The organism is Dietzia sp. 2505 (genome assembly GCF_040546785.1).
Lineage (GTDB): Bacteria > Actinomycetota > Actinomycetes > Mycobacteriales > Mycobacteriaceae > Dietzia.
In genome coordinates, this window is sequence record NZ_JBEPON010000002.1 from 201,569 (window position 1) to 217,895 (window position 16,327).

16 protein-coding genes are annotated in these 16,327 nt (G+C 71.3%); all 16 read right to left on the reverse strand.

Translation table 11 applies throughout. The annotated features are described in order from the left end of the window. Positions 1 to 10: 10 nt before the first annotated feature. Positions 11 to 1,228, reverse strand: a complete 1,218-nt coding sequence (locus ABIE38_RS04630) for a phosphoglycerate kinase (RefSeq protein WP_354054245.1) — start codon at positions 1,226 to 1,228, stop codon at positions 11 to 13. 153 nt (positions 1,229 to 1,381) lie between these two features. Further along, positions 1,382 to 2,398: a type I glyceraldehyde-3-phosphate dehydrogenase gene (gap, locus tag ABIE38_RS04635; protein WP_354054246.1), complete on the reverse strand. Its 1,017-nt coding sequence runs from the start codon at positions 2,396 to 2,398 to the stop codon at positions 1,382 to 1,384. A gap of 117 nt (positions 2,399 to 2,515) precedes the next feature. Next, positions 2,516 to 3,499 (reverse strand): DNA-binding protein WhiA, encoded by a 984-nt coding sequence (gene whiA / locus ABIE38_RS04640; protein ID WP_179525331.1) that lies wholly within the window; start codon positions 3,497 to 3,499, stop codon positions 2,516 to 2,518. Positions 3,500 to 3,521: 22 nt separating this feature from the next. Continuing rightward, the gene (locus ABIE38_RS04645) at positions 3,522 to 4,523 is read right to left on the reverse strand and encodes a gluconeogenesis factor YvcK family protein (protein ID WP_354054247.1); all 1,002 of its coding nucleotides are present in this window, start codon (positions 4,521 to 4,523) and stop codon (positions 3,522 to 3,524) included. A 4-nt stretch (positions 4,524 to 4,527) separates the two neighbouring features. Continuing rightward, positions 4,528 to 5,400, reverse strand: coding sequence for an RNase adapter RapZ (gene rapZ, locus ABIE38_RS04650; RefSeq protein ID WP_354054248.1), 873 nt, complete (start codon positions 5,398 to 5,400; stop codon positions 4,528 to 4,530). Positions 5,401 to 5,403: 3 nt separating this feature from the next. Next, positions 5,404 to 7,530 carry an excinuclease ABC subunit UvrC gene (gene uvrC / locus ABIE38_RS04655; protein WP_354054249.1) on the reverse strand — a complete coding sequence of 709 codons (2,127 nt, stop codon included), beginning with the start codon at positions 7,528 to 7,530 and terminating at the stop codon, positions 5,404 to 5,406. Between the two features lie 6 nt (positions 7,531 to 7,536). Next, the gene (locus tag ABIE38_RS04660; protein ID WP_354054250.1) at positions 7,537 to 8,040 is read right to left on the reverse strand and encodes a PH domain-containing protein; all 504 of its coding nucleotides are present in this window, start codon (positions 8,038 to 8,040) and stop codon (positions 7,537 to 7,539) included. Then, a complete protein-coding gene (gene ribH, locus ABIE38_RS04665) occupies positions 8,037 to 8,513 on the reverse strand; it encodes a 6,7-dimethyl-8-ribityllumazine synthase (RefSeq protein ID WP_354054251.1) in 477 nt (158 codons plus the stop codon). The genes ABIE38_RS04660 and ribH overlap by 4 nt, the downstream gene beginning before the upstream one ends. Further along, a complete protein-coding gene (locus ABIE38_RS04670) occupies positions 8,510 to 9,766 on the reverse strand; it encodes a bifunctional 3,4-dihydroxy-2-butanone-4-phosphate synthase/GTP cyclohydrolase II (RefSeq protein ID WP_182609493.1) in 1,257 nt (418 codons plus the stop codon). The genes ribH and ABIE38_RS04670 overlap by 4 nt, the downstream gene beginning before the upstream one ends. 75 nt (positions 9,767 to 9,841) lie before the next feature. Continuing rightward, positions 9,842 to 10,465: a riboflavin synthase gene (locus ABIE38_RS04675; RefSeq protein ID WP_354054252.1), complete on the reverse strand. Its 624-nt coding sequence runs from the start codon at positions 10,463 to 10,465 to the stop codon at positions 9,842 to 9,844. Between the two features lie 42 nt (positions 10,466 to 10,507). Further along, complete coding sequence (gene ribD, locus ABIE38_RS04680; RefSeq protein ID WP_354054764.1) at positions 10,508 to 11,503, reverse strand: bifunctional diaminohydroxyphosphoribosylaminopyrimidine deaminase/5-amino-6-(5-phosphoribosylamino)uracil reductase RibD; 996 nt, start codon at positions 11,501 to 11,503, stop codon at positions 10,508 to 10,510. 50 nt (positions 11,504 to 11,553) lie between these two features. Then, entirely contained in the window at positions 11,554 to 12,222 is a 669-nt protein-coding gene (gene rpe, locus ABIE38_RS04685) for a ribulose-phosphate 3-epimerase (RefSeq protein WP_354054253.1), read from the reverse strand. Positions 12,223 to 12,306: 84 nt separating this feature from the next. After that, the gene (locus tag ABIE38_RS04690) at positions 12,307 to 13,245 is read right to left on the reverse strand and encodes an alpha/beta hydrolase (RefSeq protein WP_354054254.1); all 939 of its coding nucleotides are present in this window, start codon (positions 13,243 to 13,245) and stop codon (positions 12,307 to 12,309) included. Between the two features lie 6 nt (positions 13,246 to 13,251). Beyond that, the gene (locus tag ABIE38_RS04695) at positions 13,252 to 14,832 is read right to left on the reverse strand and encodes an RsmB/NOP family class I SAM-dependent RNA methyltransferase (protein WP_354054255.1); all 1,581 of its coding nucleotides are present in this window, start codon (positions 14,830 to 14,832) and stop codon (positions 13,252 to 13,254) included. After that, positions 14,829 to 15,761, reverse strand: a complete 933-nt coding sequence (gene fmt, locus ABIE38_RS04700; protein ID WP_354054256.1) for a methionyl-tRNA formyltransferase — start codon at positions 15,759 to 15,761, stop codon at positions 14,829 to 14,831. Before fmt ends, ABIE38_RS04695 begins: the two co-directional genes overlap by 4 nt. 2 nt (positions 15,762 to 15,763) lie before the next feature. After that, on the reverse strand, positions 15,764 to 16,318 hold the full coding sequence (def, locus tag ABIE38_RS04705) for a peptide deformylase (protein WP_354054257.1): 555 nt from the start codon (positions 16,316 to 16,318) through the stop codon (positions 15,764 to 15,766). Positions 16,319 to 16,327: the final 9 nt, after the last annotated feature.

The following is a 16,327-nucleotide window of genomic DNA, read 5'->3' on the forward strand; positions in this document are numbered from 1 at the left end:
CGCGTGCGGATCAGTTGCTGCGTTCGAGGGCGGTGACCCCGGGGAGTTCCTTGCCCTCGAGGTATTCGAGTGAGGCTCCGCCGCCGGTCGAGATGTGCGAGAAGTTCTCCTCCCCGAGCCCGAGCGTCCGGACGGCCGCCGCGGAGTCGCCGCCGCCCACCACGGAGAACGCGCCGTTTCGGGTGGCCGTGATGATCGCCTCGGCGACGCCGCGGGTACCGGCCGAGAACGCCTCGAACTCGAACACTCCCATCGGGCCGTTCCAGAAGACGGTCTTGGCGGCGGACAGCTTCTCGGTGAACAGCGCCACCGACTCGGGACCGATGTCGAGCCCCATCCTGCCGTCGGGGATCGCGTCCGCCGGCACCGTGGTGTGCGCCGCGTCGGCGGCGAACCCGTCGGCCGCCACGACGTCCACCGGCAGGGTGATCACGTCGCCGAACTTGTCGAGCAGGTCCTTACAGGTGGCGATCATCTCCTCCTGCAGGAGCGATGACCCGACGCCGTGGCCCTGTGCGGCGAGGAAGGTGAAGCACATCCCGCCGCCGATGACCAGGGTGTCGACCTTGGGGGCGAGCGCCTCGATCACGGCGAGCTTGTCCGAGACCTTGGAGCCGCCGAGCACGACGGCGTAGGGGCGCTCGGCGTCCCCGGTCAGACCGGCGAGGACCTCGACCTCACTCTGGACCAGGTCACCGGCGTAGGCGGGCAGCACCTCGGCGATGTCGTAAACCGAGGCCTGGGCGCGGTGGACCACCCCGAACCCGTTGGACACGAACGCGCCGTCCTCCCCCACGAGGCTCGCCAACTCGGCGGCCAGAGCGGCTCGCTCGGCGGGATCCTTGCTGGTCTCACGCGGGTCGAACCGGATGTTCTCGACCAACAGCACGTCGCCGTCGGTCAGTCCGTTGGCGCGCTCACGGGCATCCGGCCCCACCACGTCGCCCGCCAGTTGCACGTATCGGCCCAGCTCGTCCCCCAGCTTCTCCGCCACCGGGGCCAACGAGAACGCGGGATCGGCGGCACCCTTCGGCCGGCCCAGGTGTGCCGTGATCACCAGTGCGGCACCGGCATCGAGGAGGGCGTTGAGGGTGGGCAATGAAGCCGTGATCCGGCCGGAGTCGGTGATGGTCGATCCGTCGAGCGGGACGTTGAGGTCGCAGCGGACGAGGATCTTGCGACCTTCGACGCCTGCGTCGAGCAGGTCCTGCAGAGTGCTCACTGCCATGGGGTGGGGCTCCTGTCGGGAGGACGGTGATGATGTGGTCTGGTGTCGCTCGGAAGCGGCGGTACGGGGGATGTACTTCGGGCCCGGCCGGGACGCTCTGGGCGTTCCCGGACCGGGCCCGGTGTGATGCAGGGTCGTCAGGCCCGAGGGCTCTTACAGCGACTTGCCGACCAGACCGATGATGTCGGCGAGGCGGTTGGAGTAACCCCACTCGTTGTCGTACCAGGAGGCGATCTTGATCTGGCCGTCGATGGCCTTGGTCAGCGGCGCATCGAAGATCGAGGAGTGCGGGTCGCCGACGATGTCGGAGGAGACGATGGGATCCTCGGTGTACTTGAGGATGCCCTTCATGGGGCCCTCGGCGGCGGCCTTGATCGCGGCGTTGACCTCGTCGACGGAGGCCTTTTTCTCGAGCTCGACCGTGAGGTCGGTGAGCGAGCCGGTGGGCAGCGGGACGCGCACGGCGTAGCCGTCGAACTTGCCCTTGAGCTCGGGCAGGACCAGCGCGACCGCCTTGGCCGCACCGGTGGAGGTGGGCACCATGTTGATGCCGGCGGCGCGGGCGCGGCGCATGTCGCTGTGGGGGGCGTCCTGGAGGTTCTGATCCTGGGTGTAGGCGTGGATCGTGGTCATGAGGCCCTTGATGATCCCGAACTCGTCGGAGAGGACCTTGGCGACCGGCGCGAGGCAGTTCGTGGTGCAGGAGGCGTTGGAGATGATCGTCTGCGAGCCGTCGTACTCGTGGTCGTTGACCCCCATGACGATGGTGATGTCCTCGTTCTTGGCCGGCGCCGAGATGATGACCTTCTTGGCGCCACCCTCGAGGTGGCCCTTGGCTTTCTCGGCGTCGGTGAAGATGCCGGTGGACTCGACGACGACGTCGACGCCGTAGTCACCCCACGGCACGGACGCGGGGCCCTCCTTGACCGCGAGGGCGCCGATCTTGGTCCCACCGACGGTGATCGACGAGTCGTCGAACGTGACCTCCTTGCCCAGGCGACCGAGGATCGAGTCGTACTTGAGCAGGTGAGCGAGCATGTCGTTCGTGGTGAGGTCGTTGACGGCCACGATCTCGATATCCGTCTTGCCCTCGGCCTTCAGCGCCTCCACCGCGCGGTAGAAGTTGCGGCCGATACGTCCGAATCCGTTGATGCCTACGCGCACGGTCACGTGATGTCTCCTTATAGGTGGTGCGAGAAAGAACCCCTGAGGGCGGGGTGGTGCCCGGGGACGTGACCCAGACTACCCGCCCCATGTGGGGGCTGTGCAGGGTCCACAGGGCATGGATCAGTCTTCGTCGAGCATGTCCTCGGTCACGACGGACTCGGTGTCGGGGATGCCCAGATCGGCTGCTTTGCGGTCGGCCATGGACAGCAGCCGGCGGATCCGTCCGGCCACCGCGTCCTTGGTCATGGGTGGGTCGGCGAGCTGCCCCAGTTCCTCGAGCGAGGACTGACGGTGTTGGACGCGGAGCTCTCCCGCGGCCAACAGGTGGTCCGGGACGTCCTCGGCAAGGATCTCGAGCGCGCGCTGGACGCGGGCGGCCGCCGCGACCGCGGCGCGGGCCGATCTGCGGAGATTCGCGTCGTCGAAGTTGGCGAGCCGGTTGGCGGTCGCCCGGACCTCCCCGCGGGACCGTCGCTCCTCCCAGATGTCCCTGGTGGCGGAGGCGCCCATCCGGGCGAGGAGGATCCCGATCGCCTCCCCGTCGCGGATCACCACCCGGTCGCCGCCGCGGACCTCGCGGGCCTTCGCGGTGACTCCGAGCCGACGCGCGGCCCCCACCAGCGCCATCGCCGCCTCGGCGCCCGGGGCGGTGACCTCGAGGGCCGACGACCGTCCGGGTTTGGTGAGGGAACCGTGGGCGAGGAACGCCCCCCGCCACGACGCCTCCGCGGCCGCGACGGATCCGCCGACCACCGCGGCGGGCAATCCCCGGACCGTGCGACCGGCGCTGTCGACCAGGCCGAGCTGGCGGGTCAGGTCCGCCCCCCGGTCGATCACCCGCAGAACGAACTTCCTGGCCGGCTTCCCGCCGGATCCCCCGATCGGGTGGATCTCGCAGGGGACCGAGAACAACGAGTCCAACTCCCCGGACAGTCGGTCGGCGATCTCGCCCGAATCGACCTCCGCCTCGATGACGAGGCGTCCCGAGAGGACCTGGAGGGTGCCCGCGAACCGAAGGAGAGAGGCGATCTCCGCCTTCCTGGTCTCGGAGTTGCCCACCGGGACCCTCACCAGTTCGGACTTGACCTGTGCGGTCAGTGACACGCCCTGCTCCTTCGTTCTCCGGTCATTCTTCGGCCCCCGCCGTCACCGTTGCGGCGAGCGCCCGGGCGAGCAGTGCGGGGTCGTGTACGGGTCTCATCGTCCCATCCGGTGACGTCCTGGCGATGTCCGCCACCATGACCCGCGCGCCGAGGCCCGCCGCGGCGCGGTCGAGGTGCTCGCGTTCGGTCCCGCTGAGCGGCATCCGCGGGTCGACCAGGACCACGTCGACGTCGACCTCCGGCGCGTGTTGGCGTAGGACGTGGAGGTGCTGCTCGGCGGAGAACCCCGCGGTCTCCCCGTGCTGCGGCGCCAGGTTGAGGACGAGCGCGCGGGTCGCGGCCGTGCGGGCCAGAGCGGACGCGATCTCCGGCACCAGCACGTTCGGGATAACACTTGTGAACCACGATCCCGGTCCCAGGACGACCATGTCCGCGGCCTCGATGGCCTCCACGACGCCCTCCGCCACGGGCGGGTCGGCGGGGATGAGGCGCACCCGACGCACGCTGCCGGGGGTGGTGGCCACCGCGACCTGGCCGATGATCGTGCGTACGACCCGGGCGTCGGCTTCCAGTCCGACGACCTCCGCGGCGATGTCGAGGGCGACCGGTGACATGGGAAGGACGCGCCCGGTCACCCCGAGCATCGACCCGACGGCGTCGAGCGCCTTGACGGGATCGCCGAGGAGTTCCCAGAACCCCGCGAAGACGAGGTTTCCCACGGCATGGCCCGCCAGCGCCCCGGTTCCGCCGTAGCGGTGCTGGAACAGGCTGGTCAGCTGCTCGTGCTCGTCGTCGTCGGCCGCGAGTGCGCACAACGCCATCCGGAGGTCTCCGGGCGGCAGGATGTCGAGTTCCCGCCGGAGACGCCCGGAGGAACCGCCGTCGTCGGCCACGGTCACCACCGCGGTCACGTGGTCGGCCACCATCCGTCCGGCGCGCAGGGTCGCCGACAACCCGTGTCCTCCGCCGAGGGCGACGAGTGATCCCATCCGGTCCGATCCGCCCACACTGGCCTGGCTGGTCATGCGATCACTCTCGTCCGAGGTCACGGTGCCGGACGTGAACGTCGACGGAGTCGAGGCCGGCGAGCCGCCCGGCCAGTGATTCCGAGATCGCCACGCTCCGGTGTTTGCCGCCGGTGCACCCGACCGCGATGGTCATGTACCGCTTGCCCTCCCGCCGGTACCCGGTCATCGCGAGACCGATCATCGTCTCCGCGGCGCGGAGATACTCCTCGATCGACTGGTCCGCCAACACATAGTCCTGGACAGGCTTCTCGCGGCCGGTGTGCGCCTGCAGTTCCGGGATCCAGTGCGGGTTGGGCAGGAACCGCATGTCGAGCAGCATGTCCACATCCACCGGTACCCCGTACTTGAAGCCGAAGGACTCGACGGTGAGGTGGAAGTCGAACCCCAGGTCACCGAACGGCAACTCGAGCCGGTGCCGGAGGTCGTGGACACTCAGCGCGGTGGTGTCGACCACGACGTCGGCGCGGCCGCGGATCCCCTCCAGCACCTTCCGTTCCCGCTGGATACCGTCAATCAGGCCGTCACCCGACTGCAGAGGGTGGGACCGCCGGACGTTGTTGAAGCGCTTGACCAGGGCTTCGTCGGAGGCGTCCAGGAAGAGGATCCTCGCCTGCGGGCGTCCGTCGAAGCGCCCCAGCAGCTCGCCGATGTGCTCGTCGAACCCCAGGCTGCGGACGTCCGCGACGATCGCGAACCTCCTGGGTTCCTCCTCCGTCTCGCCGAGGCGATCCACCAGCTCCCCGACGAACTTCAGCGGGAGGTTGTCCACGACGTACCAGCCGAACTCCTCGAGCACCTTCGACGCCGTGCCCTTGCCCGCACCGGACATCCCGCAGATGAGCAGGAGCTCGCGGCCCTCATCGTTCATGTCCATGGTTCACCTCGAGTCGCTCGTTCCGCCATCGCTGACCGCACGGTCCGAGTCTTCCACGTCGGCGCCGGACCCGTCCGGACCCGGTGTGTCGGCGGGCGTCGCGTCCGCCGCCGGTGTCACCGGCGGGTCCTGGGATCCCAGGGTGGCCCGGATCGCGGCCGCCACCCCGGGGCCGATCCCGGGAACCGCACATAGGTCGTCGATCCCGGCCGCCCGGAGAGCGGACACGGTGGGGAACGTCTCCAGCAGTGCGGCCCGGCGCGCGGGTCCGAGCCCGGGTACCTCGTCGAGGACCGATGTCGTCATCCGTTTCGACCTGGCCCCCCGGTGCGCGCGGATCGCGAAGCGGTGTGCCTCGTCGCGCAGACGCTGGAGGAGGAACAGCCCCTCGCCGTGCCGGGGGAAGATGACCGGGTACTCCTCCCCGGGCAGCCAGATCTCCTCGAGTCGCTTCGCGATCCCGATCACCGGGACATCGGTGACGCCGAGCTCGGACAGGACCTCGGCGGCGGCCTCCACCTGAGGCCGGCCGCCGTCCACCACGAAGAGCTGGGGAGGGTAGGCGAATCGGCGGGTCGGAGTGGACCTGCCCGCCCCCGCGTCGTCGGGCTCGGCCCGGTCGTCGACGGGTCCGTCGGTGTCGTCCGGGGTCACCGCCGGTTCCTCGTGGTGCCGCCGGAACCGTCGGCGGGTCACCTCCGCGATGCTCGCGACGTCGTCGGAGTGGCCGTCGCCGGCCGCCTCGCGGATCCGGTAGAGGCGGTAGTCGCTCTTGCGGGGCAGCCCGTCCTCGAACACCACCAGTGAGGCCATGACGTCGGTGCCCTGGGTGTGCGAGATGTCCACGCACTCGATCCGGAGCGGCGCCGTGTCGAGTTCCAGGGTCTCCTGGATCTCCTGCAGCGCGGCCGACCGCGCGGTCAGGTCACCGCTGCGGCGCAGTTTGTGCTGGGTCAGGGCCTCCACCGCGTTGCGTCGGACCGTCTCGGCCAGCGAGCGCTTGTCGCCGCGCTGCGGGATCCTCAGCGACACACGTGATCCGCGCAGGGTGGAGAGCCAGTCGGCGAGCTCGTCCGCGTCCTCCGGGAGGGCCGGGACCAGTACCTCCCGTGGCACGGCCGCGGCGAGATCGGCGCCCGAATCGGCGGCCCCGGCCAGGTCGGCCTCCCCTCCGTAGAACTGGGCGAGGTAGTCCGAGACGACACCGGGGACCGCGAGCACCGGGTCGAACCGGCCGTCGGCGTCCACCCCGTGCGCGTGCTCGACCACCCATCCGCGCTGGCCCCGGATGCGCCCGTTGCGGACGTGGAAGACCTGGACGGAGACCTCCAGCTCGTCGGCCTCGACGCCCACCACGTCGGCGTCGGTACCGTCCCCCAGGACCACGGCCTGCTTCTCCATGGCCCGCTTCATCGCGCCGAGATCGTCCCGCAGCCGGGCCGCGCGCTCGAAGTCCAGGTCCTCGGACGCCTCGAGCATCCGCTTCTCGATCCGCTTCATGATGACGTCGGTCCGGCCGGCGAGGAAGTCGCAGAGCTCGTCGACTATCTCGCGGTGCTCGTCCGCCGTCACCCGGCCGATACACGGGGCGGCGCACTTGTCGATGTAGCCGAGCAGGCAGGGGCGGCCCAGCTGGGCCTGCCGTCGGAACACCCCGGCCGAACACGACCGCACGGGGAACACCCGTTGGAGGGTGTCGAGCGTGTCCCGGATCGCCCACGCGTGGGAATAGGGACCGAAGTAGCGGGTCCCGGCCCGTCGCGGACCCCGGTAGACGAATGCGCGCGGGAACTCCTCCCCCACCGTCACCGCCAGGAGCGGGTAGGTCTTGTCATCCCGGTACCGCACGTTGAAACGGGGGTCGTACTTCTTGATCCACGTGTACTCCAGTTGGAGCGCCTCCACCTCGGTGGAGACGACGGTCCACTGGACGCCCGCGGCCGCGGTGACCATCTGCCTGGTGCGCGGGTGGAGCAGGGCGAGGTCGGCGAAGTACGACCCGACCCGGCTGCGGAGGTTCTTGGCCTTGCCCACGTAGATGACGCGGCCCTGGGCGTCGCGGAACCGGTAGACCCCCGGTTCCGTGGGGATGGAACCGGGGGCTGGGCGGTAGGTGCGCGGGTCGGCCACGACGCCTCAGCGGTCGGCGACGGTCTCGGGGTCGGCGGCCGAGGGCTTGTACCGGCGGACCGTCTCCCGCATGGTTCCCATGGCCTCGACCGCGTCCTGACCGTCGACGGTGAGGATGGCCCAGACGCCGACGTGCTCGTAGGCCGGCAGTTCGAGCCGCGGCCACATGCTCGACCGGGGGAACGTGATCCCCACGACGTCCTGCCAGTCCCACAGCCGCGACCGCAGTGGTCCGCGGACCTCGACCCCCTGTTCGCCCACCCGCACCCTGATCCGGAGGAGGGTGAGCAGGACGCCGGCGAAGATCAGGCCGATCGCCACGAAGGCGAGCTGGTCGGCGATCCCGATGGTGACCCCGGTGTCGTCGCGGACCAGCACGACCGCCCAGACGACGTGGGCGGCGATGATCAGGATCGCCAGCGCGATCACGGCGATCCGGAGTCGTCGTGGACGGTGCTCGAAGTCCCAGTGGGTCAGGCCCGCGCGATCGATGTCAGAACCTCCGGTCATCGTCCGGCCCTGAGGTCGCGCAGGGTGACGGCCGCCCGGAGGGCGGCGGCGACCGCCTCCCCGCCCTTGTCCTCGGTGGCGCCCTCGTGCCCGTCACGGTCGCGGGCCTGGGACTCGTTCTCGGTGGTGAGGACCCCGTGGGCGACCGGCGTGGCCTCGTCGAGCGCGATCCGGGTCAGGCCGTCGGTCACCGAGCTGCACACGTAATCGAAATGCGGGGTCGAGCCCCGGATGACCACCCCGAGGGCCACCACGGCGTCGTGCGACCTGGCGAGCTCCTGGGCGACCACCGGGAGCTCCACGGCCCCCGTGACACGGGCGACGGTGACCACCGCGCCCGAGGTCTCGGCCACCGCGAGGGCCCGGTCCATCAGTTGCGCGCAGATCTCGTCGTGCCAGGTGGAGGCCACCACGCCCAGTCGCAGCCCGCGGGCGTCGGGGATCACCAGTTCCGGCCTACCGGTGCCGCTCATCGCCGATCCTCTCCGTTCGTGTCCGGGTCGATCCCGTCGTCCAGGCCCTCGAGCAGATGACCCATCCGGTCCCGCTTGGTCCGCAGGTACCGGAGGTTCTCCGGGGTGACCGCGGTGGGCATGGGGACCCGCGCCACCACCTCGACCCCGCCGGCACGGAGGGCGTCGGCCTTGGCGGGGTTGTTGGTCATCAGCCGCACGCGCGTGACCCCGAGATCGCGCAGCATCTGCGCGGCCAGGCTGAAGTCCCGGGCATCCGCGGGCAGCCCGAGGTCGAGGTTCGCGTCCACGGTGTCGCGGCCGTCGTCCTGCAACTGATAGGCGCGGAGCTTCTGCACCAGGCCGATCCCGCGGCCCTCGTGACCGCGCATGTAGAGGACCACCCCGCGCCCCTCCTCACACACCGAGGCGACGGCCGCGTCGAGCTGCGGACCGCAATCGCAGCGCAGCGAGTGGAAGACGTCCCCGGTGAGGCACTCGGAGTGGATGCGGACCGACACGGGTTCGTCGCCCGAGATGTCGCCGGCGACCATGGCCACGTGCTCGACCCCCTGGAGGACGTCTCGGTACCCGTGGGCGGTCATCGTCCCGGCCGGGGTGGGGATACGCGCGGCGGCCTCGTGGATCACCTGCACCTCGTGCGCCCGCCGCCAGTCCTGCAGTGCCTCGATCGTGATCAGCGCGAGGCCGTGCTCGTCGGCGAAACGCCGCAGTTCCGGGGTACGGGCCATGGTGGTCGGATCGTCCTCGGACACGATCTCGCAGATCACCCCGGCGGGTCGCAGGCCGGCCAGGCGCGCGAGGTCCACCGCGGATTCCGTGTGACCCGGCCGGGTGAGCACCCCGCCCGGCCGCGCGCGCAGCGGCACCACGTGACCCGGGCGGGTGAAGTCCCCGGGGACGGCTTCGGTGGAGGCCAGCATCCGGGCGGTGCGTGCGCGGTCGGCGGCCGAGATGCCGGTCGAGACCCCGGTACGGGCGTCCACGGTCACCGTGTAGGCGGTGTCATGCCGGTCCTCGTTGATCGCCCGCATCGGCGGCAGATCCAGGCGCAGACAGTCCTCGGCCTCGAGCGCGACGCAGACGTATCCCGACGAGTAGCGCACGAGGAAGCCCATGAGCTCGGGCGTCGCGAGTTCGGCGGCGAAGATCAGGTCGCCCTCGTTCTCTCGGTCCTCGCTGTCCACCACCACCACGGCTCGTCCCGCCGCGATGTCGGCGATGGCGCGGTCGATGCCGTCGAAGGTGGTCACTGCTGCGGGTTCTCCTCGGTACTCATCAAACCCGGGCGTCGGCCGCGGGCACGGCCACAAGTATGGCGCATCCGGTCACCGGGACCGGCCACCGCGTCCGCCGAGCAGACGCTCCACGTACTTGGCCAGGACATCGACCTCGAGATTGACCGCGTCCCCCGGGGTCAGGCCGCCCAGGATCGTGTCCTGCAGCGTGGTGGGGATGAGCGAGACCTCGAACCACGGCTCGGGCTGGTCCAGCGGACTGACCGCCGACACGGTGAGGGAGGTGCCCGACACCGTGATCGACCCCTTCTCCACCACGTAGCGGGCCAGGTCCTGCGGCAACGAGACGCGCACGACGTGCCACTGGTCGTGCTCCGTCCTGCTGATCACCGCGCCGGTCCCGTCGACGTGCCCCTGGACGATGTGACCCCCGAACCGCGCGTCCGCCCGCATCGCCCGCTCCAGGTTCACCGGGTCCCCGGGGCTCAGCGCACCCAGGGCGGTGCGGTCCAGGGTCTCGGCCATGACGTCGGCGTCGAAGCCCTCTCCGGCGGTGAACTCCGTGACGGTGAGGCAGACGCCGTTGACGGAGATCGACTCCCCGTGACGGGCGTCCGACGTGACGAGGGGTCCGCGGATCCGCAGCCGCGCGGAGTCCCCGACGGTCTCGACCGATTCCAGCGTGCCGAGCTCCTCGACGATTCCCGTGAACATCAGTGTGGTCCTCTCGTGGATGTGGTCATGCGGTGCTTCTGATCATGCGGTGCGTCTGATCATGCGGAGGTAGACATCACGTCCCAGGGTCGCGTTCTCGCGCACCTCGAAGCCGTGGGCGCCGGCGAGCGTGCCGACCCCGGCGTCCTGGACGGCGGACCGACCGTCTCCCAGCACGATCGGGGCGAGGTAGGCCTCGACCTCGTCGACGAGCCCGGCGGCGAGGAACGCCCCGGCCAGCCGTGGCCCGCCCTCGACCAGGACGTGCTGGACATCGCCGAGCATCGCGAGCGCCTCCGCGGGATCGCGGGTGGCCAGGTGCCTGAACCGGCCGTCGGTACCCCGCACGGCGGCGTCCGGGGGCACCGGGGTCAGTCCCATCACCGCCCGGAGTGGTTGCCGATCAGCGGGCGAGCCGTCGTCCGACCGGGCGGTGAGCGAGGGGTCGTCGGCGGCGCGGGTCCCCGAACCGACGACGACGACATCGATCTCCTGCCGTCGTCCGTGGACGTGGTGTCGCGATTCGGGGCCGGTGATCCATCGGCTGGTTCCGTCGGCCGCGGCCACCCTGCCGTCCAGGGTGGCCGCGTACTTCCAGGTGACGAACGGCCGGCCCGAGCGTTGGCGGTGCAGCCACGCCTTCAGCGGACCCTGTTCGGCGGCGGCCACCTCGTCGTCGTCGGCCAGCGCCACGTCCACCCCGGCCCGCCGCAACGTCTCCGCCCCGCCGGCGGCGAGGGGGTTCGGATCTCCCACCGCGTAGACCACCCGCGCGACGCCCGCGGCGAGGGCCCGCGCGGAACAGGGGCCGGTGCGGCCCTGGTGATCGCAGGGCTCGAGGGTCACCAGCAGTGTGCCGCCCCGGGCCCGGTCCCCCGCGGCGTCGAGAGCGACGACCTCGGCGTGCCGACCTCCGGGCGCCTCGGTGGCCCCGCGTCCGGCCACGGCACCCGCGGCGTCGAGTACCACGGCGCCCACCGGCGGGTTGGGTGTGGTGACCCCCAGCGCGGACCGCGACAGGGCGACGGCGTCGGCCAGGACCTCGCGCTCACGGCGCCGTCGACCGTCGTGCGGCCCGTCCGACGTCGTCACGCCCGTGCGTCCGCCGCCCCCGCGCGCAGGGTCTCGATCATGGCGTCGGGGTCGGGCGCGCCGTAGACGGCGGATCCGGCGACGAAGACGTCGCAGCCCGCGGAGGCGGCGTCCCCGATCGTGCGCGCGTCGATCCCGCCGTCGATCTGGATCAGCACGTCGAGCCCGCGCCGGTCGATCTCCGTGCGCAGCGTGCGGACCTTGTCGAGCACCTCCGGCATGAACGACTGGCCCCCGAACCCGGGCTCGACGCTCATCACCAGGACCAGGTCCACGTGATCGAGCAGGTCGAGGTACGGCTCGACCGCGGTCCCGGGCTTGATGGAGACACCCGCCCTGCAGCCACGCGAGTGCAGCAGATCGGCGACGGCCTTCGGATCGTCGGTGGCCTCCACGTGGAAGGTGATGCTGGCCGCACCCGCGTCGACGTAGTCGCCGACCCAGCGGAGCGGGTCGGTGATCATGAGGTGACAGTCCATCGGCTTGTCGGTGACCTTCCCGACCGCCTTCGCGACCGGGGCGCCGAAGGACAGGTTGGGGACGAAGTGGCCGTCCATCACGTCGACGTGGATCCAGTCCGCGGCGGGGATCCGCTCGATCTCGCGGTCGAGGCGGGCGAAGTCGGCGGACAGGATCGACGGCGCGATGAGCGGCTGGTACGACATGCCGACCAGTCTAGGCGGGCAGGCGCGAGCGGACGTCCCTGGGCGTGGACCGGAGCCGCCTCGGGCTGCCAGGCGGCCGGACTCTCAGGCGGCCGGGCCCACGACCGAGCGGCAGAACTCGAGTTGGTCGGCCACGATCTGCTCGAAGTACGGGTCGACGTAGGGGTCGAAGTGCTCGCACGGGTACTCCAGGTACCTCCCACGTGGCATCCGCCGCGCAGCCCGACGCGCGGTCGCGGCGGGCGTGATGGCGTCCCGGGTGGCGATCTGCACCAGTACGGGGCACGCGATCCGTCGCGCGCGACGGATCGGAGAGTAGGAGCCGATCCGCAGCAGGATCCGGGCGGCGACGTACTCGGGGAAGTCACCACGCCGCAGACCGGAGTCCGCCAAGAGGCGGTCGACCGCGGGGTCGGCGTCGGGACTCGTCATGGCACCGGCCTCCCCCGGCTTCCCGACCAGCGGCACGTACCGGGGCTCCCGACGCCGGGCCGCGCGCCAGAGGTCGCCGACGATCGCGGGGATGAGCCTGACCGCCGAGCGCAGCGGCGTCGCCCGGACCGCGGCCGGTCCGCTGACATGCGGCACCTGCGCGACGACCCCCGCGAGTCGCTCCCCGGCGCCGGCGAGCGTGATGACGTGTCCGCCCGAGAACGACGTGCCCCACGCGATGACACGGTCCGGGTCGACTCCGGCCAGCGACCGGGTGAAGGCGAGCGCGGACCGCCAGTCGTCGAGCTGACGGCCGATGTCGAGGAGCTGACGGGGCCGCCCGTCGCTGGCACCGAAGTGCCGGTAGTCGAAGACCACGACGACGAAGCCGGCATCGCGGAAACGCTCCGCGTAGGCGGGGAGTCGGAGATCGCGGATACACCCGAGTCCGTGTGCCATGACGATGGCCGGCGCGGCGGTCTCACCGGGGTCCGACGAGGTCTCCGGGCGGTACACCCACGCCGCGCACTCGGCTCCGCCGGAAAGGAAGGTCGCGTCGACCCGGCCCTGTTCCGTCTCTGCTGAAGGCATCGACTGTCAGTCCTCTCGTGGCGGCGGTGTGGGGTCGGAGGCGACCCTGCGCAGCCCCGCCATGAACATCGCGTCGGTGCCGTGTCGGTGCGGCCAGAGCTGCACCCACGGTCCGTCTCCGAGGCCTTCGGTGGAGGCACCGTCGATCCCCTCGAGGATCTCTCGTACGTCGAGGAGTTCGACATCGTCGCGCCGGTTCGCCTCACGGATCATGGACACCGTCTCGGACAGGTGGGGGGAACACGTCGCGTAGAGCACCACGCCCCCGGGCCGCACCAGACGCAGTGCGGACTCCAGCAGCTCTCGCTGCAGCACCACCAGTCCCGGGATGTCTGCGGCGGTCTTCCGCCACCGGGCCTCGGGACGCCGCCGGAGGGCGCCGAGACCCGAACACGGTGCGTCGAGGAGGACCCGATCGAACCCCGGCTCCAGACCGGGATCCCGACCGTCCGCGGTGAGTACGGTCACCGGCAGGTCCCGGGTGGCCTCCCGCACGAGGTCGGCGCGGTGGTCGGAGACCTCGACACCGGTCACCGTCGCGCCCTCGATCTCGGCCAACGCGCCCAGCATGACGGCCTTGCCCCCGGGACCGGCGCACAGATCCAACCACCGGCCGCCGTCCTCGCCGACGAGCGGTGCACGGGATGCGGCGATCGCGACGACCTGACTCCCCTCGTCCTGCACCGTGGCGAGCCGATCGCGGACCGCCTCGAGGGTCCCGGGGTCGCCCGAGTCGAGGTGGACCGCGTACGGCGACACGACACCCTCGGTGCCGCCGGTCACCAGCGCGAGCTCCTCCGCGGAGATGGCGCCGGGCAGCGCCGCCAGGTGCACCTTGGGGCGCGCGTCATCGGCGGCCAGCAGCTCGGGCAGCTCCGCCGCGTCCGCCCCGAGGGATTCGGCGAATGCACGCGCGATCCACTCTGGGTGCGCGGTGCCCACCGCCAGCCGGGCGACGGGGTCCTTCACGTCCTTCCGTAGCACTCGGACCCAGCCGTCCAGGTCCTGTACGGAGACCTTGCGCAGCACCGCGTTGACGAACGCACCGGCCCGGCCGAGACCCTGCGTCCGTGCCGCCTCCACGCTGGTGTCGACAGCCGCATGTGCCCCGATCCGGGTGAACAACAACTGGTAGGCGCCCAGCCGCACCAGGTCCAGAACCGGTGGGTCGATCTCCTCGACCGATCGGCCGGCGGCCTCCGCGATGATGCGGTCCAGCAACCCCTGAGTCCTGAGGGTGCCGTAGGTGAGCTCGGTGGCCAGAGCCGCGTCCCGGGTGTCGAGTCGTGCCTTCCTGAGCTCGGACGGCAACAGGAGATTCGCATACGCCGCGCGCTCGCGAACCGCCGCCATCACGGCGAGGGCGACGGTCCTGGCATCGGGGCGGCTCTGCCGAGGTCCCGGCCCGTCCCGCCGACGATCGGTGGATCGGGGAACATCCGGTCGTCGCCCGCCCGACCTGCCGCCGCCCTGCCCGCCGCGGCCCTGTCCGCCACGGCCCTGTCCGGGTCCGCCGCTGCTCTGCCTGCCGCTGCCGTGTCCGCCGTTGCCTCCGGGACCGCGACCCCGCCCGCCGTCGGCACTCATGCGAACTCCGCCCCGTCGTCGAGTCGGGCCCCGCGCGCCCAGTCGACGGCGTTCATCATCTTCTTCCCGGGTGGCTGCAGAGTGTCCACCACGACGGGAGTGGTGGCCGTGCCGACGAGGAAGGAGTGCTTGTCCCACTGGATCCGCCCGGGCGCCAGGATCGGGGACCCCTCGCCGGACGGCGTCGTGGAACCGATCTTGACCCGCTCCCCGCCATGGGTCGTCCACGCCCCCGGGGCCGGGGTGACGGAACGGATGTGGCGGTCCACCGCCAGCGCCGGATCGGTCCAGCGGACCCGCGCGTCGTCGACGGTGATCTTCCCCGCACGGGAGATCCCGTCGCTCGGCTGCGGGACCGCGCGGAGCTCGCCCGCCTCCAGGGCGTCCAGGGTGGCCAGGAGCAGTTCCGCGCCGGACACCGACAGTCGGCCGAGCAGATCACCGGCGGTGTCGCGCGGACGGATGGTCTCGGTCATCGTCCCGAGCACCGGACCGGTGTCCATCCCCTCGTCGAGGCGGAAGGTCGTGGCGCCGGTCACCTCGTCTCCCGCCTCGATGGCGGCGTTGACCGGTGCGGCACCCCGCCACGCCGGCAGCAGCGAGAAGTGGAGGTTCACCCAGCCGTGTGCGGGGATGTCCAGGACGGGTCGCGGCACCAGGTGCCCATAGGCCACCACCGGCACCGCGTCGGGTGCGAGCTCGCGGAGGCGCTCGGCGAACTGCGGGTCGCGGGCGTTGGGCGGCGTGAGGACCTCGATCCCCGCGGTGTCAGCGGCCGCGGCCACGGGACTGCGGGACAGACTCCGGCCGCGACCGGTCCGGGCATCGGGCCGGGAGACCACCGCCACCACGTCGTGACGGTCGGAGGTCAGGAGGGCCTCGAGCGAGGGGACGGCCGCCTGTGGGGTGCCGGCGAAGACGAGTCGCACCGTCACCTCACCGCCATCGCGTCGGCGAGTCGGTCGTAGACGACCCCGGCGCTGATGGCGTCGCTACCGAACCATCCGGACGACCGTATCCCGGCCATCGCCGAGCGTCGCCGGTCCGGGGTGAGGCGCTGGAGGAAGAGGACCCCGTCGAGGTGGTCGGTCTCGTGTTGCACGGCGCGCGCGAGGATCCCCTCAGCCTCGAATCGCACCGGTTCCCCGTGCACGTCCACGCCGCGCGCCACGACACGCGCGTGGCGTTCGGTGGGCTCGGAGACCCCGGGGATCGACAGGCACCCCTCGTTGACGTGGGTCTTCTCGTCCCCGATCGGTTCCCACTCCGGGTTGACGAGGTGGCCCTCCCGGCCTCCACAGGTGTAGACGAACACCCGGGTGGACACGCCGATCTGGGGGGCGGCCAACCCGGCCCCGTCCTCGTGGCGGACCGTGTCCATGAGGTCGGCCACGATGCGCGCCAACCTGTCGTCGAACGAGGTGACGGGATCGGTCGGGGTCCTCAGGACGGGATCACCGAAGAGCCGGACGGGATGGACGGCCATGCGTATCTG

Excerpts from the sequence above, each read along its gene's own strand:
- ABIE38_RS04630 (WP_354054245.1), bottom strand. The coding sequence starts at position 1,228 with ATGGCAGTGAGCACTCTGCAGGACCTGCTCGACGCAGGCGTCGAAGGT.
- ABIE38_RS04645 (WP_354054247.1), bottom strand. The coding sequence starts at position 4,523 with ATGACCAGCCAGGCCAGTGTGGGCGGATCGGACCGGATGGGATCACTC.
- rapZ (WP_354054248.1), bottom strand. The coding sequence starts at position 5,400 with ATGGACATGAACGATGAGGGCCGCGAGCTCCTGCTCATCTGCGGGATG.
- ABIE38_RS04660 (WP_354054250.1), bottom strand. The coding sequence starts at position 8,040 with ATGACCGGAGGTTCTGACATCGATCGCGCGGGCCTGACCCACTGGGAC.
- ribH (WP_354054251.1), bottom strand. The coding sequence starts at position 8,513 with ATGAGCGGCACCGGTAGGCCGGAACTGGTGATCCCCGACGCCCGCGGG.
- ABIE38_RS04675 (WP_354054252.1), bottom strand. The coding sequence starts at position 10,465 with ATGTTCACGGGAATCGTCGAGGAGCTCGGCACGCTGGAATCGGTCGAG.
- rpe (WP_354054253.1), bottom strand. The coding sequence starts at position 12,222 with ATGTCGTACCAGCCGCTCATCGCGCCGTCGATCCTGTCCGCCGACTTC.
- ABIE38_RS04690 (WP_354054254.1), bottom strand. The coding sequence starts at position 13,245 with ATGCCTTCAGCAGAGACGGAACAGGGCCGGGTCGACGCGACCTTCCTT.
- ABIE38_RS04695 (WP_354054255.1), bottom strand. The coding sequence starts at position 14,832 with ATGAGTGCCGACGGCGGGCGGGGTCGCGGTCCCGGAGGCAACGGCGGA.
- def (WP_354054257.1), bottom strand. The coding sequence starts at position 16,318 with ATGGCCGTCCATCCCGTCCGGCTCTTCGGTGATCCCGTCCTGAGGACC.